This is a genomic window from Brevundimonas sp. GW821-FHT10A07 (genome assembly GCF_059415785.1).
This window is the reverse complement of the sequence record NZ_JBWKNX010000002.1, coordinates 267500-287416: the sequence shown is the minus strand read 5'-3', so window position 1 is coordinate 287416 and position 19917 is coordinate 267500. Positions and strand designations below refer to the sequence as shown.

The window sequence follows — 19917 nt, the reverse complement described above, 5'->3', positions numbered from 1 at the left end:
AGCTATCGACCCATACCGCGCCTGTTGCGCGCTACAGGAGACGTCAGACCTGTTCAGGCTGGGGCCGTTTGACATTGAAGCCGATCACGAGCGTGACGAGGGTCAGGACCTGAGCCAGGAAGGTCTCCCAGGTACGGAAAACACCCAGCAGGTCGATTCTGGGCAGCCAGGTCAGCGGATGCAGATCGACGATGCCGGCTTCCTGCAGACCCGACACGCCCTTGCCCGCTAGAACGACGGCGAGGATCGCCAGCAGGATTGAACTGAAGCCGAAGAACTTCCCGATCGGCAGTCGCCGGCTGTAGCCGAGCAAGGCCCACGCGATCACCCCGAGTGTGAGTGCGGCGGCGAGAACGCCCAGCAATAGGGCGACGTGTCCCCCCTGGCTCCACAAGGCGACGAGAAAGAGAATCGTCTCGAAGACTTCGCGATAGACGACGACGAACGCGAGAAGAAACAGGAACCAGGCGGAGCGACGGCTGAGCGCCTTGGACATCTTCTCGCGGATATAGACCTGCCATGCGTCGGCCTGGCTTTTGCCGTGCATCCAGATGCCGACAGAGATCAGCACCAGGGCCGCAAACAGCGAGCCGAAGCCTTCCGTCAGTTCGCGGCTGGCCCCACTGATCGACACGAGATAGGTCGCAGCCGCCCAGGTCAGTCCCCCAGCAGCGAGGGCAGACAGCCAACCGCCGTGGACGTAGACCGCGACTTCGGGACGGCCCGCCTTCTTCAAGAAGGCCAGTATGGCGACGACGATGAGCAGAGCCTCCAGACCCTCTCGCAAAAGGACCGTAAACGAGCCGGCGAAGGCCGCACCCGCGCTGGTGGTCGTGGCCGAAAGCGCGCGCTCAGCAAGGTCAAGCAGGCCGTTCGCCCGCTCGGCGCTTGCAACGACCGCAGGCACGCCGGCGTCCCGGCCGACCGTGCTGCGCAGATCGGCCATGCCTTGCTCGATGCGGCGCATGAGCGCGCCGTCGCGGGCGGACAGGACCGGCTCCAAAGGCTCGAAGCCGTCAAGATAGGCGGCGAGCGCCAGATCACCCGCGCGTTGTCGATCGCCGGCTTTGTAGGCCTCGACCGTAGCCGCGATCTTTTCGCGTGCGATCGACAGGGTGTCGCCCGCCGCGCGCTGATTGAGCGCTTCCGGGTGCGAGCGCAGATAGGCGAGGACGGGACGGGCCTTCTCAGCTCCGATGACTGTCGCCAACTGGGCCTCGCTTGTGCCCGTAAGCGTCTGCAGGTTCGGCACGGCTCTTTGGACCGCCTTGTCAGACTTCCATAGGCGCTCACCGAGCGCGCGGTCAGCAGGGCTGAACGCCAAGCCGTTGACATAATAGGCCAGAGCCCAGCGGTCAGCTTCCGGCATGTCGGCGAAACTGGCCATGGCTGTGCCGTCAAGGCCTTGCTGAATGACCTGATAGAGCGCGAACGGGCTCCGCTCACGGGCCCGGTCATGATCACTGAAAGCAACCGGTGGCGGATCAAGCCCGATGGCGCCCGCGCCGTCGCCGTGACCGCTCGCGCCGTGGCAGATGGCGCAGTTGTCGGCGTAGAGGCTCGCGGCCCGTCCCATGTCCGGCAAGGTGGTCGGCGCCAGAGCCGCCGGGTAGGCGATCAGGAGATCGGCGGCCAGTTTGCGTGCGGTCGCGCCGACGTCGGCTGGGGAGGCTTTCTGATCGATCTTCGTTCTCAGTACGCGGACCGAGGTGAGCAGCGCGGGTTTGCTCGCGTTCGAGGGCAGGGCTTCTATTCGCGCCTGCGCCGACGCCGCGAACTCGTTCATCTCGGCGAACTCGCCGGCGCTTATGACCTGACCATTCTGGACAGCCCCCGAATAGTCGACGGCGAGATAGTCGAGCAGCCGCCAAGCGACACGAGGATCGGCTGCCGCAGTCTGCGCATGGACGGCGGACACGCCGAGCATGCTGACGAAGGCGATCGCTAGAAGCCAGCGGATACTCGGATGTGTCATACGGCCGCAATAGGCCTAATGCGATTGCATCGCAATACGGTGTCTGCCGCCCAAACCATAAATCCATGAAGTTCAAGTCACGCGTTCAACGTGCCCGTTCGTCTTGGGCAAAGTAGCGACGGTCTCAGCGCCTGGTGTAGGCCGGCAGATCGGGAGCCGTAGAAGGCGTGGGGTTGCGCTGAAGATCGGCAATCAGGGCGTCCATCTCGGCGATCTCGCGCTTTTGGGCCTCGATGATGCCGTCGGCCAGTTCGCGCACCCTTGGGTCGCGGATATGGGCCCGTTCGCTGGTCATGATCGCGATCGAGTGATGCGGGATCATCGCGCGCATATAATCCACGTCATTGACCGTCTCCTGGCTGCGCACGAGCCAGAGCGATCCGGCGAACACCAGGACCGCTCCGCCCAGGATGGCCAGGTTCATACGTTTGTCGGTGTACATCTTGAGCATGAACAGCAGCATGATGACGGCCATGACTGCGCCCATCAGCAACGCCATCCAGGCCCGGGTCTCGCTGAAGCGTACGTGCTCTAGCTGGTAGGTGTTCAGATACATCAACCCGAACATCACGAGCGTGGACGTCGCGATCATCGCGCCGAATCTCAGATAGATCTTCGACTCCATGGCAAACCTCCGGTCTTTTAAATCAGGCTGAAACGAATCATCTAAATCGATGGTTGCAGACGAAGACAAAGATCGAGTGTTTAAACAATTCAGACCGTTCGGATGAGGGATGTCAGTTTCAGCGTCGGCCACATTCCGCGTCCACGGCCAGCCGGGATCGTTCGATCGGGGGCTCGCCGGTGACCATGGATTTGTCGATCGACACGCGCGGGCGCGCGCGGCTTAGGTCTCATGCATCATGCGCCTTGGGATCGTCGCCGACCTAACGACGAACGAATCGATAAAGCGCCGCCTTTGTCTATTGTCACTCCGCTTACGCCCGATCAGGGTTGGGGTTCGCCAATCCGCAGCCTCAGCCGCCAGCGGCGCCGACGTCAAGCGGAGGGTGATCCAGAGTGAGCCGAAAGCCAGGATTCCATCTCACGGACGTCCTCACTCTGCATATCGATGGTTTTTTGCGCCATCGTTCGGACCGCCGCGTCTGGATCCCTGGCGATCACGACCCGGGCCATCTCGATCGCCCCTTGGTGATGCGCGATCATCTTGCGCGCCCAGAGATGGTCCGCGTCGGCGGCGGACGCCGCCATCATCGCGTCTTTCATTCTCGTCTCGACGGGCATGAAGGCGGTCCGGGCGGACGCGTCCGCGCCGCCCGAGGGCCGGCCTTGAAGCCACTTCTGCAACTCGGCGATATCACGAGTCTGCATCTCGATTGTCTTTTGCGCCATCCGACGGATGTCCGGGTCCGTTCCGTCGCGCAGGACGACCTGGGACATGTCCAGCGCGCCCTGATGATGAGGGATCATCTTACGGGCCCACGCCTCGCTCACGTCGGCGCCCTTCGCCGCCATCATGGCGTCGTGCATTTTCATCTCCGACGCCGAGTAGGCTGTCTGCGTCATCGCCGGCTCCATGGTGAGCGGGGGCGGCGTTGCTTCGGCCGGTTCCGATTGTGGAGCAGCCGCCTTAGGGCTACAGGCGGTGATCGCGAGAGCGCCCAGGACAAGGGCGGATGCGTGATAAAATTTGATCATTTTTAGCTCCAACAGCTTGTGGCGCGCGCGGACCGCGGGCGATGGGACCGTGTAAAATGGCTGCGTCGTCTCAGGCGGGAAGAGGGCGCACATCATTGGTCGAACGGGGTTTCAAACCCGGGGCGTCGCATCCGTTCCACCTGCAGAAACATTCTGCGCGGCGAGAGGGGAACCGGCGCGGCGTGCGTAAGAGCAGTCTGAGCACCCAGGTTCGGCGCGAACAAACGACCTGTCGACCCGTCGATCCAGACACCCGCCCTTCTCGTCATAAGGGCCTTCAGGCGATGCGCCGTTTCGGCTCGGGGCGCGGCCTTGCGCTATGCAGCGGATGCGCGGGTAACGAGGGATCAGCCGCATCGCCCCGTATAACCCAATGAGCCATTCTGGTTTTCGGAGTTCAATCTGATGTCTGCCCGCAAAATCCTGTCCCTGATCGGCGCCGCCGGAGCCCTGGCGCTCATGGCGACTCAAGCGGACGCGCATGCCCGCGTCGTCGCCTCGACGCCCGCCGCCAGCGCCACGGTCGCCTCGCCGTCCGCCATCACGGTGACCTTCAGCGAACGGGTCGCTCCGGCCTTCTCCGGGCTCAGTGTCTCCAACGCGGCCGGTGCGGCCTTCGCGGTTTCCACGACCGTGTCAGACGACGGCAAGACCGTCTCGGGTCGGACCGCTCGGCCCTTGGCGGCAGGCGCCTATACCGTCAACTGGCACGCCGCTTCCGCCGACGGCCATCGCATGACCGGCGCCATCGCCTTCACAGTGCGCTAAGCGCCAATGCTCGACGTTTGGGTCATCCTTCTCCGCCTCGTGCAATACGCCGGCGCGGTCGTCCTGTTGGGCGCGCCGCTCTTCCTGCTCTACGGACTGCGCGAGGCGGATGGGCTAGCTCTCGGATGGCCGAGGCGAATTCTGATTTTCGCCTCGGCCATGGTCGCCTTGAGCGCAGGCGCGGCCCTGGTCGCCCAGACCGCCGTCATGGCGGGATCGATTGCCGAAGGCCTGAAACCGTCCTCGCTCGGCTTCATGATCACCGGGACAATTCTGGGGCCAGCGTTCCTGATCCGAAGCGGGGTCGCCGCCCTTGCCCTCGTGGTCCTGACTTTCGTCAGGCCTTCTCGTCTGGTCTGGATCCTGGTCAGCCTGGCCGGACTGATCGTCAGCGCCAGTTTCGCCTGGACGGGTCACGGCGCGGCGACTGAAGGCCCCGGCCATTATCCTCACCTCGCAGCGGCGATCCTACACAGTTATGGCGCGGCTGTCTGGCTCGGCGCCCTGGTCGTGCTGTTGATCCTGACGCTTGGCCACAAGGCGTCACCTGCAGCGGACCGGACGCTCTATCAGGCGTTGCACGGCTTCTCGGGTGTCGGCACGGCGTCGGTGGCGGTCCTCGTTCTGAGCGGCCTGGTCAACAGTTGGTTCATGGTAGGACCCGATCGCCTGGCCGGACTGTTCACGACCTCCTACGGGCTCCTTCTAAGCGCCAAACTGGCTTTGTTCGGCCTCATGCTGGCGCTCGCCGCAGCCAACCGTTTCCATCTGACGCCCAGCCTTGCCAACGCGCTCGCGGATCCGTGGGCGCTCACCCAGGCGGTCAGCCGATTGAAGCGCAGTCTTGTGCTGGAGACCCTCATCGCCCTGGCGCTCCTTTGCGCGGTCGCCGTCATGGGCACCCTTGCGCCCGTCTCGGCGATGGACATGGCGATGTAGGGTCAGGAGATCGATCCCGCGACCTTCACCCGCTATCGGCGGGGGCTCAGGCGGCCTGGTCTGCAGGCGCCGTGACGGATCGCGTCTCGTAGATCTGCAAAACTGTTCCCGTCGCCCCAACAGTCGCCATGTAACGTGCACACACGGTCTCAACGCCCCAGCCTGCGCGGATCGCCGCGTCGACCGACGATATCGCGCAAGGAGGAGCGCAACGCCCGGCGTCATTAATCGCCTGTTCGACCCAGATCTTCGCGCCTTGTACGCCATGTCCATGGCGTAAGCAGACGACAGCCCGCATCGAGCACTGCGTTCACCGCGCGGCGAGCGCTGCGTTCTCTATCCGGACGCGGTAGGCGATCAGCAAGGCGTTGAGCAGGCTGAACACGAGCGCGATCCCGATCTGGCCGAACGCCAGAGGCAAGACGGCGATCTCCAGCGACGCGATCCAGTAGTTGGGGTGTCGGATGAACCTGTAGGGACCATCGCGAACCAGAGGGGCGCCTGAGAGGCTGATGATCCGCGTCGTCCAGAACGGGCCGAGCGTCGCGATGACCCAGATCCGCGCGCCCTGTAGCGCCAGATAGATCAGCAGCAGACTCGCGCTCGGCGTCGTAGTCCAAGGCGTCAGACCGGCGATCGTGGCGATCCAGGCGGCGTGCAGGACGACAAACAGCGGATAATGGCCGGCGCCGTATTCGACGGCACCCTGCGCCTTCAGCCGCCGCGTATTCCGTGCCGCAAGCCAGAGTTCGCCCAGACGCTGGGCGATCACCAGCGCCAGGACGATCGGGAGCCAGCTCACGGGCGGATCAACATCAGCGCGGTCGTGAAACCCGGACCCAGAGACGTCAGCAACAGAGGACCGGGGTCCCTGGCGTCCAGCGTCGCTTTCAACACGAACAGCACGGTCGCCGAACTCATATGGCCATGATCGCGAAGGATATCGCGCGTGTGTTGCAGACTGCCGGCCGGCTGGGAGAAGCAGGCTTCCAGCGCATCGATCACCTTGGCCCCGCCAGGGTGACAGACAAAACCTCCGATGTCGGCGGCCGAAAGGCCCTCTCTTGTCAGGAAGGCTTCGGCGATCGGTTTGAAATCCTGCTCGACCAGGGTCGGAATGTCCCGACTGAACACGACCTTCAATCCGTCATCGGCGACCTCCCAACCCATCACGTCCAGACTGTCCGGCCAGGTGTGCTCGTGGGACGCACCCAAGATCGGCCCGGTCGTGTCCGCGCGGCAGGAAATCACCGCAGCGGCCGCCCCATCTCCGAACAGGGCCGTGGCGACGAGATTGGACTTCGATCGGTCCTGATAGCGAAAGGTCAGGGCGCACAGTTCCACGACGACGAGGAGGACCCGACTTGCGGGATCCGCTCGCGCCATGTCGGCGGCGCGCGCCAGACCGAGAACCCCGCCGGCGCACCCCAGACCGAAGATCGGCAGACGGCGAATGTCGGGTCGAAAACCCATCACCTGCATCAGCCGCGCCTCCAGGGAGGGGGTGGCGATGCCGGTCGAACAGACTGCCACGATCGTGTCGATCTGGTCAGGCCGTAGACCCGCCGCCGCGAGCGCCGCGCTCGCCGATCGCTGCAATAGATCGACCGCGTGCTCGAGAAACAGATCGTTGCGCTCGGCGAAACTGTGGGGTTTCAGATACCACTCGATCGGTACGCACGAATGCCGGGTCTCGATCCGGGCATTGCGGTAGATCGGCGCAAGCCGTTCGAAACCGCCGTGGGTCGTGGCGAACAGTTCCGCGCCGTTCGCCGCCACGGCAGCTTGCGACAGTTCATAGGGCGGCCAGGCCGTGGCCAGGCCGGCGAGACGCGGTTGTGGCGACGGCGCACCCACGTCCGACATCATCCCCTGGCCTGGGCGTGAGGCGCGAAGACCCGCGTCTGTCCGCCCTTGAGGACAAGGAGGGTCTCAAAGGCGTCGCGCTGGCCATCGGCGCTTTCCATGCCGGGGGAACCCAGGGGCATGCCAGGAACCGCCAGGCCGATAGCCGGGGGTCGTTCCGTCAGCAGACGACGGACGTCTTCGGCCGGCACATGTCCCTCGAGCACATAGCCGGCGATCAGGGCGGTGTGACACGACGCGAGGTTGTCGGACACGCCATGACTGGTGCGAAGGCTCCGCAGATTGGGCAATTCGGTCACCTCGGCCGTGAAGCCCGCCCGGCGCATATGATCGATCCAGGCGGTGCAACAGGCGCAGGTCGGGGTCTTGAACACGGCAAGGGCGGTGGCCGACCTTGCCGGCGCGCAGGCCGTGACGGCGAGGGCGCTAGCGCTGAATCCTGCGGCCAGCAAAGCCCGCCGAGACAGTGATGAAGTCATAAGTCAAAGTCTCTTGGACTGGGGCTAGATACGGGTTCAGGAAGCGGGCCGGACGGGCCGCGCCGAGGAATGATAGAGGGAGAAACGCCAGACGCCGCCCCGTTTGCGCAGCACGCTGGTGGCGACGCCCTGGCGTTCGACGGGCGCCCGCGCGGCGTCCTTGAACGTGATCCGGTAGCGATAGGTCTCCGTCACGAGGGCGATGTCCCCGTCGATTTCGACGTCCGCCTGGGGTTCGCTGAACGTGAAGCTCGCCAGATCGGCGAACTCCGGCCCGAGATGATGCTCTAGATAGCGCGCGAAGGTCCCTTCGGCTCCGCCGCTTTCGAAGACCTCGGAGTCCTGCCAAAACAGGTCGGGCGTTTGCGACACGTCCAGCCGGGCGACGGCATCCCGGTAGGCCGTCACGACCGTGCGGACCTGCGCCTCGTCCGTGGATTGTGACGGGGCCTGGGCGTGGGCCGTGGTCGTCAGCACGATGGCGAGGACCAGCCCCGCGAGCGCGGGACGAAAAATCATAGGTGTCTCCAGTCTGTTTAGGTCCGTCGCCTTCGCTGCGACGGACAGGGACGCCCCGGGATGGGACGCCTTGCCGGATCAGAACATCAGATGCCGCATGCCGTGGGTCAGCATTCCCCCGAGCAGGCCATTCACCAGCACGGCGGCGGCGGTGGTCGTCAGGACGCCGATGTAGAGCCACTCGCGCGCCCGCCCGGGGCTCCGGACCCAGTGTTCCTTGGCCCACCAGCAGATCATTCCCAGTAGGGCGATGGAGGTTCCAAGCCACCTGTGGGCGGTATGGGTCGCGTCGTCCTGTCCCGGCCATCCCATGGCGAACCAACCCAGGGCGGCGGCGGCGGCGGCGGACACCGCAGCCAGGGCGATGATCACCCGCGTCCCCTGCGTCAGAACCGGACGGCGCAAGGTCAAGGCGGCGATCTCCAGCAAGGCGGCGACGATGAACAGGGCGATGGGGAAATGGACCGCGGCCGGATGCATGGCGCCGAGCCAGCGGACGACACGCTGCGGAATAGTCCTGGGCGCCGCATCCCCCATGGCCTGCGCGTGGTCCATGCCCTCGGCCATGCCAGCCATGGCCGGCATGGCCGAGCTGGATCCCGCGGGATGCGACACCGCGGCCGCTGGGGCTTCATGGTCCTCATGAGCGAAGGCGGGCGCGCTCGTCGAGAGGATCAGCGCCAGGGCGAACCCGGCCATACAGTCGCGAAATCTCATCGTCGTCTCCGCTCTCGTGCTCTATCTTCCCTACGCGCCGGAGCGTCTGGCCCCTCGCGTGAGGGGTTAGCGTCATTCTCGCGTAGATGAAGTCAGGGGCTACGAGGAGACTGTGGGATGACGCGTGATCTGGATGATCTTCTCGGACGCCTGGCCGCGACGCCGGACGGCTGGTCGCTCGACGGGATGGAGCCGCTTGTCTGGCGTCGGGTCGAGGCGCTTCGGAGCGAGAGACTGATGTCTCAGTTGCGCGTGGGCGCGGTCGCGGTCGCCCTGGCCACCGGACTTGCCGCGGGCGGCGTCGGGGCCGTCGCGGCCCCGCGTCCGTCCGGCGACATGGCGGTCTTCACGGTCGATGCGAATCTTTCACCTCTCGTCAGATTGGAGGCCGGACGATGATGCGCGGCTGGCGCGCCATCGCCCTGACAGCCGTGCTGGCCGCACTGGCCAGTGGGGCGGGCACCTGGATCAGCGCCAGCTGGGTTCTCAGTCGTCGCGAACCTCCATCGCTCCACGATATCGTCCACCACGACCTCAAACTGTCCGCCGATCAACTCGGCCGGATCGAAGAGATCGAAGCCCGGTTCGCAGCGCGACGCCCCGCGCTGGAGGCCGCTGTCCGGGCGGCCAACCTGGAACTGGCGCGCGCCATCGAACAGAGCGACGGCGACAGTCCCCAGGTGCAGGCGGCCGTCGATCACTTCCACATGGCGATGGGCGTCCTGCAGAAGGAGACGCTCGGCCACGTCTTTGAAATGCGGTCCGTCCTCACTCCGGAGCAGGCGGACCTTTTCGACGCGCGTGTCGTCGCCGCCCTTGCGCCGGGCGAAACCTAGCGTCGGAGTGGACACCGAGACAGACCTCCCTGCGCGCGCCGCCGCCGGCGATCGGGCGGCGTTCAGTGCGCTGATGCGGCAGACAAAGAGCGCCTTGTTTCGTTTCGTGCGTCGTTATGTCGGCGACGAGCAGGAAGCCTATGACCTGTTGCAAGACACCTATGCCGCCGCTTGGGTCGGCATCCGGCGGTATGATCCGGGCCGACCGTTCGAGGCATGGATTCGTACGATCGCCCTGAACAAATGCCGCGACTGGAGCCGGAGGCGCTTCGTCCGACGCCTGATCCGGGGCGGGGTCGATCTTTCCTCGCCCGAAGCCATGGCCGTGCCGGATGGATCCGAGCCGGCCGATGAACGGATTGAGGCCGCAGCCCGGCTCGTCCGTCTCAACGCCGAACTGGACCGCCTGCCGGACCAGCTCAAGGCGCCTCTGCTTCTCACGGCGATCGAAGGCCGCAGTCAGGGCGAGGCGGCGCAAATTCTCGGCATCTCGGTCAAGGCCGTCGAAACCAGGCTCGCCCGGGCGCGCCGCAAACTGTCTGAGGCCCTGAGCGCGGTCCCTGTTCGGTTTCGATCGGACGCCTGACAAGCGACGGGACGCTCCTCTCGCCCAGGATCGCGCGTCGCGCGAGGGGAAGTGGGGCTGTATGCGTATTCCAGTAAGAAGGCGCCGCCGCGTGACATCGGCGGCACCTTGCGCCAGCGATCCTTGATCCGCGCTGACGGCCGCCCCTGTTTTGTCTCTCTCCGGAGTTCGTCCATGAAAATCCTGCTCCTCTCCGCCGCCGCCGCGCTCGCGCTGGCGCTGGGCGCATGCCAGCGCGCCGCTGAACCCCAGCCGACGCCGGTCGAACAGCCGACTTCCCCCGTCGCGGCCGCTCCCCCGGTTCCGCAGGAGATCGCCCCCGCAGCGCCGGCCGCTGCGCCCACGGCGCCCGCGCCTGCGGCACCCAGCCGGGCCGCAACCCCGCGCCCGACCCAGCCCGCCGCACCGCAACCGGCGCCTACGCCCCCTCCGGCCGACCCGATGGCGGGGCACGACATGTCAAACATGGACGGCATGACCATGCCGCCCAAACAGTAGTTCGCGCTTTCAAATCAGGAGTTTTTCGATGAACCGTCCTTCCCTCGCCGTCCTGGCCCTCTTCGCGGCCCTCGCGCCCGCCGCCGCGCTGGCCCAGGCCGATCCCCACGCCGGAATGGCCATGCAAGATCACGCCACGATGCAGGCGGCTCCCACCCCACAAGGCGTGGTCACAAGCCCGGCGGACAACTTCATGGGCGCGGCGCCCACGGCCTTCTCCGTCACCTTCCCGCACCCCATGACGCTGACCAGCGTCAAGCTGACATCCGCTGCCGGTCAGGCGGTTGATGTCGCGGTCGCATCGGGTTCCACGCCGTCCGCGACGGTCAGCGCCCCGCTCCCCGCCCTGGCGCCGGGCTCTTATTCCGCCGCCTGGAGCGCCACCGGCGCTGACGGCCATCAGATGAACGGTGTCGTTCGCTTCATGGTGCACTGAAGGCTACGGCCCGCGCTCCAGGGAGCCGGGTCCACATTCAAGAAAACGCCGCGCGGCTGTCCGCGCGGCGTTTTTAGTGCGTGACGACACCCTGCAGGACTGCCGCGTTGGCGTCGCATTTGATCACCGGACGGTCGCCTTTCGCAAGACGCCGGCCGATTCAGACCGTGCAGAGCACAATGGACCTGTTAAAACCAGGTCCGGATGCCAACCACCAGCCGGGTCTCCTCGGCGCTGCGACCATCGGCTTCCAGGAAGTCCCGCGTGTCGCCGAATCGTCGTGTCCATTCCACGCCGATATAGGGCGCGAACTCCTTGCGGATTTCGTAGCGAACACGGACCCCCAGCTGGAGCGACGATAGTCCCGAGCCGATTGAAAGCTCGGGAATATCCTCCGCCGACAGGACCACTTCGGCGCGCGGTTGCACGATCCATTTCTGGGTGATCCGCTGATCGTATTCCGCCTCAGCCCTGGCGGTCAGTTCGCCCTTGGTCGACAGGAAGGCGGCAGCGTCAACCTCGAACCAGTAGGGCGCCAGTCCCTGGATGCCGAGCACAAGATCGGTGCGATCCCCCTCGGGCCGGTAGGTCTGGCGAACCCCGGTCTGAACGTCGAAGAAGGGCCGGATAGCGCGGCTGTAGAGCGCCTGAACCTCGGCCTCCTCGACGCCGTCGCCGAAGGCGCCTTCTCCCTCCGATTTCCACCAGAACCGGTTGATGTCGCCGCCGCTCCAGCCCTGAGCGTCCCACGCATATCCGCTCTCGCCGTCAGCGAAGGTCGTTTCGAGCTGATCGATGATGACCGCGGTGGTGCGCACATCGCCATTCTCCACACGCAGTTGTTCCCGCGCCGCAGCCATCTCGGCCGGGTCGAACAACAGATCGGCTGCGTGGGGCGGCCCGCTGACCGCACCCGCTGGGGCGGACGTCTGCGCCGGTCTTCCCGGGTTGTTCGCACTGGTCGGCACGTCAGGCGGCATCGCCATGCCCGACATGTCATGGCCTGCGGGCATAGCCGACATATCGTGCCCGGCCGGCATCGAGCCCATCGCGGCCATGTCGTGACCCGCAGGCATCGCCGGAGCGGGCTGAGCCTGGCCCATCGTCGACATGTCGTGTCCGGCTGGCATCGATCCCATAGCGGACATGTCATGGCCCGCCGGCATCGCCGGAGTGGGCTGGGCCTGCCCCATCGTCGACATGTCGTGACCTGCGGGCGCAGCCGGAGCGGGCTGAGCCGGGCTCATCGTCGACATGTCGTGACCGGCCGGCATCGAGCCCATGGCGGACATGTCGTGGCCTGCGGACCCAGCCGGAGCAGGCTGGGTCGAACCCATCGTCGACATGTCGTGTCCGGCGGGCATCGGACCCATGGCGGACATATCATGACCTGCCGGCGCCGCCTGTGCGGGCTGAGCCTGGCTCATCGTCGACATGTCGTGACCTGCGGGCATGGAGCCCATGGCGGACATGTCGTGACCTGCGGGCGCAGCCGCAGCGGGCTGAGCCTGGCCCATCGTCGCCATATCATGGCCTGCGTGGGGGTCGACCGCGACCGGCGGCGACTGCTCCGGCACGGAGCCGGCTGGACACACCGGCGCGCCAGGCGTCCCGATACGGGCCGCATCCGCCGTCGGCGAACCGCGGCGCACACAACCGGCAGGAAGAACGGGTGCAGCCTGCGCGGCCGCGGGCGTCGTTCCGTGGCCCGCATGACTTTGCGCGAAGACCGGGCCTGCCGAGGCGGCCAGGAGCAATGGGATAAGGCTAATGGATCCGCGGATCATGACGAGGCCCCTTCCATCGGGCGGACGGTGACGACGTTGAACATGCCCGCGTGCATGTGCATCAGCATGTGACAGTGGAAGGCCCAGTCGCCGGGGTTATCCGCCGTGAGATCGAAACTGACCTTGCCTCCCGGCGGCACATTCACCGTGTGCTTCAGCGGCTGGTGACCCGCGGGACCGCCGGTCACCAGTTCGAAGAAGTGGCCGTGCAGGTGGATGGGGTGGGCCATCATACTGTCGTTCACGAGGGTGACACGCACCCTCTCGTTCAACTCGAACCGGAAAGGCTCGACGCCTTCGCTGAACTTGCGACCGTCGAAGCTCCACATGAACCGTTCCATATTGCCGGTCAGGTGGATTTCCATGGCGCGGCTCGGCGCACGCTGATCGCGGTTCGGCGACAAGGCGACCAGGTCGGTATAGACGAGCACGCGGTGATCGACGCTCTCCAGGCCCATCGGGCGCTCGCCGAGCCGGTTGGTCGGAGACATGGCGACCGCATCGACGCCGACACCCACCTCCATGTTGGGAGGCGCGTTTTCCGGGTCGCGCATATTCATCCCGGCCATCGACATGCCCGCCATGGCGCCGGCGGCCGGCGCCGGGCTCGCGCCGTGGTCCATGCCCGCCATCGGCGTCTGGGGAGTCATCCCGGCCATGGAGCCGTGGTCCATACCGGCCATCGCCTGGCCGCCCATCGCGCCGTGGTCCATCCCGCTCATCGGCTGCCCGCCCATCGCCCCATGATCCATGCCGCCCATTCCCATGTCCTTCATGGTCAGATTGGGCACTTCGCGGAGCGGAGGGACCTCCGCCGTCATGCCCAGGCGGGGCGCGAGGGTCGCCACCCCCATACCCGAACGGTCGATCGCCTCGGACACGATGGTGTAGGCCCGATCTTCGGTGGGGCGGACGATGACGTCATAGGTCTCCGCCACCGAGATCTGGAACTCATCGGTCTCTACGGGACGGACGTTCTCGCCATCGGCCTGAACCACGGTCATCGCCAGGCCGGGAATGCGGATGTTGAAGATCGACATCGCCGAAGCGTTGATGATGCGAAGCCGGACACGCTCCCCCGGCCGGAACAGACCGGTCCAGTTCTCCTGCGGCCCATGGCCGTTGACCAGATAGGTGTAGGTGGAGCCGTTGACGTCGAGGATGTCGCGCGGGTCCATGCGCATCTGTCCCCACATCCGACGCTCTTCCAGGCTCATCCTGTCGCTGCCGTCCAACAGGCCAGCAAGCGTGGTGCGTTGCCGATTGAAATAGCCCGGGCTCTTCTTGAGCTTTTCCAGGATTTCGTGGGGATGAATGAAGCTCCAGTCCGAGAGGACCAGGACGTGTTCGCGATCGTAGCCGATCGGATCGACCCCCGCCGGATCGATGACGATCGGACCGTAATGGCCCATGGCCTCCTGAAGGCCGGAGTGGCTGTGATACCAGAAGGTGCCCGACTGCCGCACGGGGAACTCGTAGACGAAGGTCTCGCGCGGCCGGATGCCGGGAAAGCTAATCCCGGGCACACCGTCCATCTGGAAGGGCAGCAGGATGCCATGCCAGTGAATCGAGGTGTCCTCGTCCAGACCGTTGGTCACGGACAGCCGGACGTTCTGGCCTTCGCGCAGACGCAGCACGGGCGCCGGCAGGACGCCGTTGATCGTGGTCGCCATCGCGGTGCGGCCGTTCAGGGTGAACGGCGTCTGCCCGACGGTCAGGGCGATGTCGGGTCCGCTCAGGGTCGGAAGGTCCGAACGCAGGCCGGGTGATCCGGTCTGCGCCCAGGCCGGCATCAGCCCCTGAAGGCTCAACAGGCCGCCTCCGGCGACGGCCCCGCGCAGCAGCGCCCGGCGATCGAGTTTCATGGGATACTCCTCAAAGTCATGCGGCCGTCTCGCTCTTCAGCGAGGACCTCTAGGGGTTTACGCAGGCGGCGCTCCCCGCCCTCGCGACAGGCTGACGCAGGACCGCGGAAAACGGGTCGGAGCGCCCTACCGGGGCTTACGGTCGCGCGAGCAGCGCCTTCATCTGGGCGATCTCACGCTCTTGGCCCTGAACGATCTCGTTACACAGACCCCGAACCTCGGGATCCTTCAACGAAGCCTGCCGACACATGAGGATGGCGCCGGAATGGTGCGGGATCATCGAGCGCAGGAACTCCCTGTCCCCCACCCCGGCCTGGGTCCGCATGCCGATGAAGCTGAGCGCGAATACGAGCGCCGCGACCCCGCCGATCAGGACATTCGTGCGCTTCGAGGGATACATCGAGCGCATGAACACCAACATGAGGATCGCCATCGGCGAAACCATCATCAGGGTCATGTAGACGTTGTTGAGGTTGAGGTAGAAATGATCGAGCGACGCGATCATCGTGTACATCACCAGATACATGATGATGAAATCGAGGGTCAGTTCGATCGCAAACGAACGGTAGCTCCCCTTCATGGGAGCCATGCCCTTCATGTCGTGAGTGTCCTGCATCGGCTGCATGTCAAAATCCTCCGCCGACGATCCATCGGCATGGTCCGGGTTTCCGGCGTGATCCGTCCGGGCCGCCGCCTGAACCTCGTAATCCTGCGTTACGGCGACGGTTCCGACCCGATTAAATAAACCCGGAACCGCGTTCGGACAGCGAGGGGGACTGCGCCAAAATGCGTAATGAAGCCGCTTGCGCGCCTCTTTCGAGGACGCGCCGGCTCGGATCAAAGCTTTATGGCCCGTAGACGGAGCGCATTGCCGATCACGCTGACCGAAGACAAGGCCATGGCCAGGGCCGCCAGCGCCGGCGACAGCAATAGACCGAAGGCGGGATAGAGCAGTCCCGCCGCGATCGGAATGCCGAGCGCATTGTACCCGAACGCGAAGAGGAGGTTCTGGCGTATGTTGCCCATCACCGCTTTCGACAGTCTTCGCGCCCGGACGATGCCCTGAAGGTCACCGCCCAAAAGCGTGACGCCGGCGCTTTCGATGGCCACGTCGGATCCCGCGCCCATGGCCACGCCAACGTCGGCGGCGGCCAGGGCCGGAGCGTCGTTGACGCCGTCCCCGGCCATAGCGACGATCCGCCCTTCGGCGCGCAGTCGCTCGACGACCGCCGCCTTGTCCTGCGGCAAGACCTCGGCCTGGACCTCGTCGATGCCCAGTTTGCGAGCCACGGCCTCGGCGGTCGTGCGGTTGTCGCCCGTCATCATGACCAGGCGCAGGCCCGCCGCTTTAAGCGCCCGGATGGCCTCGGGCGTGGTCGCCTTGATCGGGTCGGCGATGCCGAGGACGCCTGCGGCCTTGCCGTCAACGGCTGCGAAGATCGCCGTGGCGCCGTCGCGTCGCAGCGTCTCGGCTTCAGCTTCCAGCGCCGAGACCTCGACACCGATTTCGCCCAGGTAACGGGCGTTGCCGAGGGCCACGCGCCGCCCGTCGACGACCCCTGAAACCCCGCGTCCGACCGGGCTGTCGAACTCGCTGGCTTCGGAGAGGACAAGTTTGCGTTCAGTCGCGGCCCGGACGATGGCGTCGGCCAGGGGATGTTCGCTGCCGCGTTCAAGGCTGGCCGACAACCACAGCAGTTCGACCTCGTCGAACCCGGCCGCGAGCCGGACAGCGGTCACGGAGGGACGCCCCTCAGTCAGGGTGCCTGTCTTGTCCAGGACCAGGGTATCGACCTTTTCGAAACGCTCGAGCGCCTCGGCGTTCTTGATCAGGACGCCGGCGTGGGCGCCGCGACCGACGCCCACCATGATGGAAATCGGGGTGGCCAACCCCAGTGCACAGGGACAGGCGATGATCAAAACCGAAACCGCCGCGACGAGGGCATAGGACAGCCGGGGCTCCGGACCGATCAATCCCCAGATCAAGGCCGCGAGGAGGGCGATCGCGATCACGGCGGGAACAAACCAGCCCGACACCGTATCGGCCAGCCGCTGGATCGGCGCGCGGCTGCGCTGGGCCTGGGCCACCATCTGGACGATTCGCGACAGGAGCGTGTCCGCGCCGACCTTGTCGGCCCGCATCACGAAAGACCCGGTCTTGTTGAGCGAGCCGCCGACGACGTTCGATCCGATCTCCTTCGTCACCGGCATGGACTCGCCGGTCACCATCGACTCGTCGATGGACACCCGCCCGTCCAGCACCTCCCCGTCGACGGGCACCTGTTCGCCCGGCCTGACGCGCAACCGGTCGCCGACGATGACCAGATCGAGCGTGATATCCTCGTCGGTTCCATCGTCCCGCACCCGCCTGGCCGTCTTGGGTGTCAGATCCAGCAAGGCGCGGATGGCGCCGGACGTCTGTTCTCGCGCGCGCAACTCCAGAATCTGGCCGACCAGGACGAGGACGGTGATGACCGCCGCCGCCTCGAAATAGACCGGCGCGCTTCCATCCATGCGCAGGAAGGCGGGCGGGAAAAGAGCGGGGAGGAAGACTGCGACCACGCTGTAGACCCAGGCCACGCCGACGCCCATGGCGATCAGGGTGAACATGTTCAGACGGCGCGTGCGCAGCGAGGTCCAGCCGCGCTGGAAGAACGGCCAGCCCGCCCACAGAACGACGGGCGTGGCCAGGGCGAACTGGATCCAGTTCGACGTCTGGCCCGGAATACGCATCGCCAGGCCGGTCAGATGCCCGCCCATCTCCAGCGCGAATACCGGCACGGTCAGCACGAGACCGATCCAGAAGCGGCGCGTGAAATCGATCAGCTCATGGTTTGGGGGTGCGACGGCGGTGACGGTTTCGGGCTCCAGCGCCATGCCGCAGATGGGACAGGACCCGGGGCCCGGCTGCCGGATCTCCGGATGCATCGGGCAGGTGTAGATCGCGCCGGGGATTTCCGCCGGGGGCGTCCGCTTCTCATCAAGATATCGACCGGGTTCAGCGACGAACTTGGTCCGGCATCCCGCAGAACAGAAGGAATAATCGGCCCCGTCGTGATGGGCATGATGCGCCGTCGTCGCCGGATCGACGGACATGCCGCAGACCGGGTCGATCACGGTTCCTGCGTCATCGGGCGCTTTCGCCGTCGAACAGCGACTGTGATCGTGCGGATGAGAAGGCGAGGACATGACAGGCTCCTTGAAGGGCTGAATGCTAGTTATACCCTATGGGGGTATGCGACAAGGTCCGGGTCACGCTATATCCAGCCTATTGGATCGGAGGCCCGGATGCAGGCAGAGACAAAGCCCAAGGTGTTGAACCGCCTGAACCGCATCGAAGGGCAGGTGCGCGGCATCGTGCGGATGGTCGAGGACGAGCGCTATTGCGTCGATGTGCTCACCCAGCTCCAAGCTGTGCGGGCCGCTCTGTTGCGTGTCGAGAGCGAGGTGCTGAAAGATCACCTTGACCACTGTGTGATGGGAGCCATGACCGGCGACGATCCTGCGGATCGGAAGGCCAAGGCGACAGAGTTGATCGCGCTTCTCGGCCGGGCGTCCCGATAGGATCGCTCGCCCTTGCGCCGATCCGCCAAGGGCTCCCACGTCAGAACGGCGCCTTCCCCGATCGGCGTGAGGGATGTCCGTTCCGCGCGCGTAGTCCATTGGACAGGCAGAGAGTCCTGTACGGGGCGGGGCTCGCACATGACATCCGTATCGCCGACCCGCGAGGGCTATCCCGCCGATCTTCGCGCGCTGACCAGCCTGAGGGCCTTTCTGGCTCTGGGCGTGGTCCTGTTCCATTACCAACTCCAGTGGGACCCCGCCCTGGGCTTCAGTCCGATCATTGAACGCAGCCGTCTCGCCGTCGACGCCTTCTTCATGCTGTCGGGCTTCATCCTGGCCCATGTCTACGGTCCGTCCTTCGCGGCAGGGACCTTCAGCTACAGGCGCTTCATCTTCGCGCGCCTGGCGCGGCTCTATCCGCTTCATTTGACCGTCTTGTTGGGTGTGCTGGTCATGGTGCTGGGCGCGTTGGCGTTCGGCGTCCGCTATGACCCGTCGACCTTCACCGTCAGGGGCTTCTTCGAGACGCTGTTTCTGGTTCAGGCCTGGTTTCCCAGCGCGGTGGGCCAAAACTGGAGCGGCCCGGCCTGGTCGCTCTCCGCCGAGTGGTTCGCCTATCTGCTTTTCCCGGCATTCGCCTTCCTGGCCGTGAAGTTCGGGCGCAGACCATGGGCATTGGTGATCGTCAGCCTGATCGCCTACGTCCTTATCGACGCCGTTTACCGGTCGCTCTTCGGCAAGGTTCTGCCGCGCGCGGAGGACGACATGGGCATCCTGCGGATCGTTCCCGCCTTCCTGCTCGGCATGGCGCTTCACGGACTGGGGCGCGGCCTGACCTGGTCCCGCGCCGCAGCCGTCTGCCTGGCTCTCGGGTCGACGATCCTGCTCCTGACCGCCATGCAGATGTCGCTGGACGACCGGATCATCGTCGCCCTGGCCGCGCCGGTCGTCTTCAGTTGGTCCATGCTCGGCAAGAGCCAGTGCGAGGGCGTCCTCGCGTCGCCGCCCCTGGTGTTCGCGGGCGAAGTATCCTTCGCCCTGTACCTGGTTCACATGCCGGTCATCGTGGCCTGGAAAGGCGTGATCGCCGAAATGCGCGGCATCGACAGCGCGTTCAGGGTCACGCCCCTGGAACTGGTCGGCTTGTTCGTTGCGACGTGCGCGCTCGCCATCGCTCTCCACCTTGTGGTCGAAAAGCCGGGCCGGCTATGGATTCGCGAGCGCAGCGCACGTTGGACATGAGGCGGACGACAGCCGATAGCGTCGCGTTAAAAGGCTCGCGCGGCTTTCTCTCCGTCTCCGACAGCGCCACAGGCGGTCGCTGATCGCCGGATTAGCAAGGAAAGCCCGGATGGAACGCAGCGTCGCACCACTGGGCTTTGGGTCGCCAAACCGTTGAGTCTCATCCATCGTCTCGTCGCCC

At 65.7% G+C, this 19917-nt stretch carries 21 protein-coding genes; 9 read left to right on the top strand and 12 right to left on the bottom strand.

Annotated features, from left to right (window positions below; translation table 11 throughout):
• Positions 1 to 43 precede the first annotated feature (43 nt).
• The 3 genes from AC07NC_RS02845 to AC07NC_RS02835 form a co-directional block, all read right to left on the bottom strand.
• Positions 44 to 1975 carry an FTR1 family protein gene (locus tag AC07NC_RS02845; protein ID WP_494568507.1) on the bottom strand — a complete coding sequence of 644 codons (1932 nt, stop codon included), beginning with the start codon at positions 1973 to 1975 and terminating at the stop codon, positions 44 to 46.
• Positions 1976 to 2099: 124 nt separating this feature from the next.
• On the bottom strand, positions 2100 to 2732 hold the full coding sequence (locus tag AC07NC_RS02840; protein WP_494568506.1) for a DUF305 domain-containing protein: 633 nt from the start codon (positions 2730 to 2732) through the stop codon (positions 2100 to 2102).
• A 242-nt stretch (positions 2733 to 2974) separates the two neighbouring features.
• On the bottom strand, positions 2975 to 3634 hold the full coding sequence (locus tag AC07NC_RS02835) for a DUF305 domain-containing protein (RefSeq protein WP_494568505.1): 660 nt from the start codon (positions 3632 to 3634) through the stop codon (positions 2975 to 2977).
• A gap of 405 nt (positions 3635 to 4039) precedes the next feature.
• Between AC07NC_RS02835 and copC the strand changes: the two genes are divergently transcribed.
• Together copC and copD are read left to right on the top strand one after the other, a co-directional pair.
• The gene (copC, locus tag AC07NC_RS02830) at positions 4040 to 4402 is read left to right on the top strand and encodes a copper homeostasis periplasmic binding protein CopC (RefSeq protein ID WP_494568504.1); all 363 of its coding nucleotides are present in this window, start codon (positions 4040 to 4042) and stop codon (positions 4400 to 4402) included.
• Between the two features lie 6 nt (positions 4403 to 4408).
• A complete protein-coding gene (gene copD, locus AC07NC_RS02825) occupies positions 4409 to 5341 on the top strand; it encodes a copper homeostasis membrane protein CopD (protein WP_494568503.1) in 933 nt (310 codons plus the stop codon).
• Between the two features lie 310 nt (positions 5342 to 5651).
• Here copD and AC07NC_RS02820 read toward each other — a convergent pair whose 3' ends face one another.
• From AC07NC_RS02820 to AC07NC_RS02800, 5 genes are all read right to left on the bottom strand, one after another.
• On the bottom strand, positions 5652 to 6143 hold the full coding sequence (locus tag AC07NC_RS02820) for an isoprenylcysteine carboxyl methyltransferase family protein (RefSeq protein ID WP_494568502.1): 492 nt from the start codon (positions 6141 to 6143) through the stop codon (positions 5652 to 5654).
• A complete protein-coding gene (locus AC07NC_RS02815; RefSeq protein ID WP_494568501.1) occupies positions 6140 to 7120 on the bottom strand; it encodes a type III polyketide synthase in 981 nt (326 codons plus the stop codon). The genes AC07NC_RS02820 and AC07NC_RS02815 overlap by 4 nt, the downstream gene beginning before the upstream one ends.
• Positions 7121 to 7206: 86 nt before the next feature.
• A complete protein-coding gene (locus tag AC07NC_RS02810) occupies positions 7207 to 7581 on the bottom strand; it encodes a DUF411 domain-containing protein (RefSeq protein ID WP_494568500.1) in 375 nt (124 codons plus the stop codon).
• A 141-nt stretch (positions 7582 to 7722) separates the two neighbouring features.
• A complete protein-coding gene (locus AC07NC_RS02805) occupies positions 7723 to 8205 on the bottom strand; it encodes a YybH family protein (protein ID WP_494568499.1) in 483 nt (160 codons plus the stop codon).
• Between the two features lie 78 nt (positions 8206 to 8283).
• A complete protein-coding gene (locus AC07NC_RS02800; protein WP_494568498.1) occupies positions 8284 to 8922 on the bottom strand; it encodes a DUF2231 domain-containing protein in 639 nt (212 codons plus the stop codon).
• Positions 8923 to 9039: 117 nt separating this feature from the next.
• Here AC07NC_RS02800 and AC07NC_RS02795 point away from each other — a divergent pair, with 117 nt between their 5' ends.
• From AC07NC_RS02795 to AC07NC_RS02775, 5 genes are all read left to right on the top strand, one after another.
• Positions 9040 to 9321: a hypothetical protein gene (locus AC07NC_RS02795; RefSeq protein WP_494568497.1), complete on the top strand. Its 282-nt coding sequence runs from the start codon at positions 9040 to 9042 to the stop codon at positions 9319 to 9321.
• Entirely contained in the window at positions 9318 to 9758 is a 441-nt protein-coding gene (locus AC07NC_RS02790) for a Spy/CpxP family protein refolding chaperone (RefSeq protein ID WP_494568496.1), read from the top strand. The genes AC07NC_RS02795 and AC07NC_RS02790 overlap by 4 nt, the downstream gene beginning before the upstream one ends.
• Before the next feature lie 94 nt (positions 9759 to 9852).
• The gene (locus AC07NC_RS02785; RefSeq protein WP_494568495.1) at positions 9853 to 10344 is read left to right on the top strand and encodes an RNA polymerase sigma factor; all 492 of its coding nucleotides are present in this window, start codon (positions 9853 to 9855) and stop codon (positions 10342 to 10344) included.
• Between the two features lie 174 nt (positions 10345 to 10518).
• Positions 10519 to 10842, top strand: a complete 324-nt coding sequence (locus AC07NC_RS02780; protein WP_419755921.1) for a hypothetical protein — start codon at positions 10519 to 10521, stop codon at positions 10840 to 10842.
• A gap of 28 nt (positions 10843 to 10870) precedes the next feature.
• Complete coding sequence (locus tag AC07NC_RS02775) at positions 10871 to 11278, top strand: copper resistance CopC family protein (RefSeq protein ID WP_494568494.1); 408 nt, start codon at positions 10871 to 10873, stop codon at positions 11276 to 11278.
• A gap of 188 nt (positions 11279 to 11466) precedes the next feature.
• On the opposite strand, the gene AC07NC_RS02770 is transcribed toward AC07NC_RS02775, so the two are convergent.
• The 4 genes from AC07NC_RS02770 to AC07NC_RS02755 form a co-directional block, all read right to left on the bottom strand.
• Complete coding sequence (locus tag AC07NC_RS02770; protein ID WP_494568493.1) at positions 11467 to 12750, bottom strand: copper resistance protein B; 1284 nt, start codon at positions 12748 to 12750, stop codon at positions 11467 to 11469.
• A 311-nt stretch (positions 12751 to 13061) separates the two neighbouring features.
• On the bottom strand, positions 13062 to 14930 hold the full coding sequence (locus tag AC07NC_RS02765) for a copper resistance system multicopper oxidase (protein ID WP_419755924.1): 1869 nt from the start codon (positions 14928 to 14930) through the stop codon (positions 13062 to 13064).
• Between the two features lie 136 nt (positions 14931 to 15066).
• The gene (locus AC07NC_RS02760; RefSeq protein ID WP_447941385.1) at positions 15067 to 15555 is read right to left on the bottom strand and encodes a DUF305 domain-containing protein; all 489 of its coding nucleotides are present in this window, start codon (positions 15553 to 15555) and stop codon (positions 15067 to 15069) included.
• A gap of 212 nt (positions 15556 to 15767) precedes the next feature.
• Positions 15768 to 18119 (bottom strand): heavy metal translocating P-type ATPase, encoded by a 2352-nt coding sequence (locus AC07NC_RS02755; protein ID WP_419755925.1) that lies wholly within the window; start codon positions 18117 to 18119, stop codon positions 15768 to 15770.
• Positions 18120 to 18218: 99 nt separating this feature from the next.
• Between AC07NC_RS02755 and AC07NC_RS02750 the strand changes: the two genes are divergently transcribed.
• A complete protein-coding gene (locus tag AC07NC_RS02750) occupies positions 18219 to 18494 on the top strand; it encodes a metal-sensitive transcriptional regulator (RefSeq protein ID WP_248120162.1) in 276 nt (91 codons plus the stop codon).
• 138 nt (positions 18495 to 18632) lie between these two features.
• Positions 18633 to 19736, top strand: coding sequence for an acyltransferase family protein (locus AC07NC_RS02745; RefSeq protein WP_421731960.1), 1104 nt, complete (start codon positions 18633 to 18635; stop codon positions 19734 to 19736).
• Positions 19737 to 19917 lie beyond the last annotated feature (181 nt).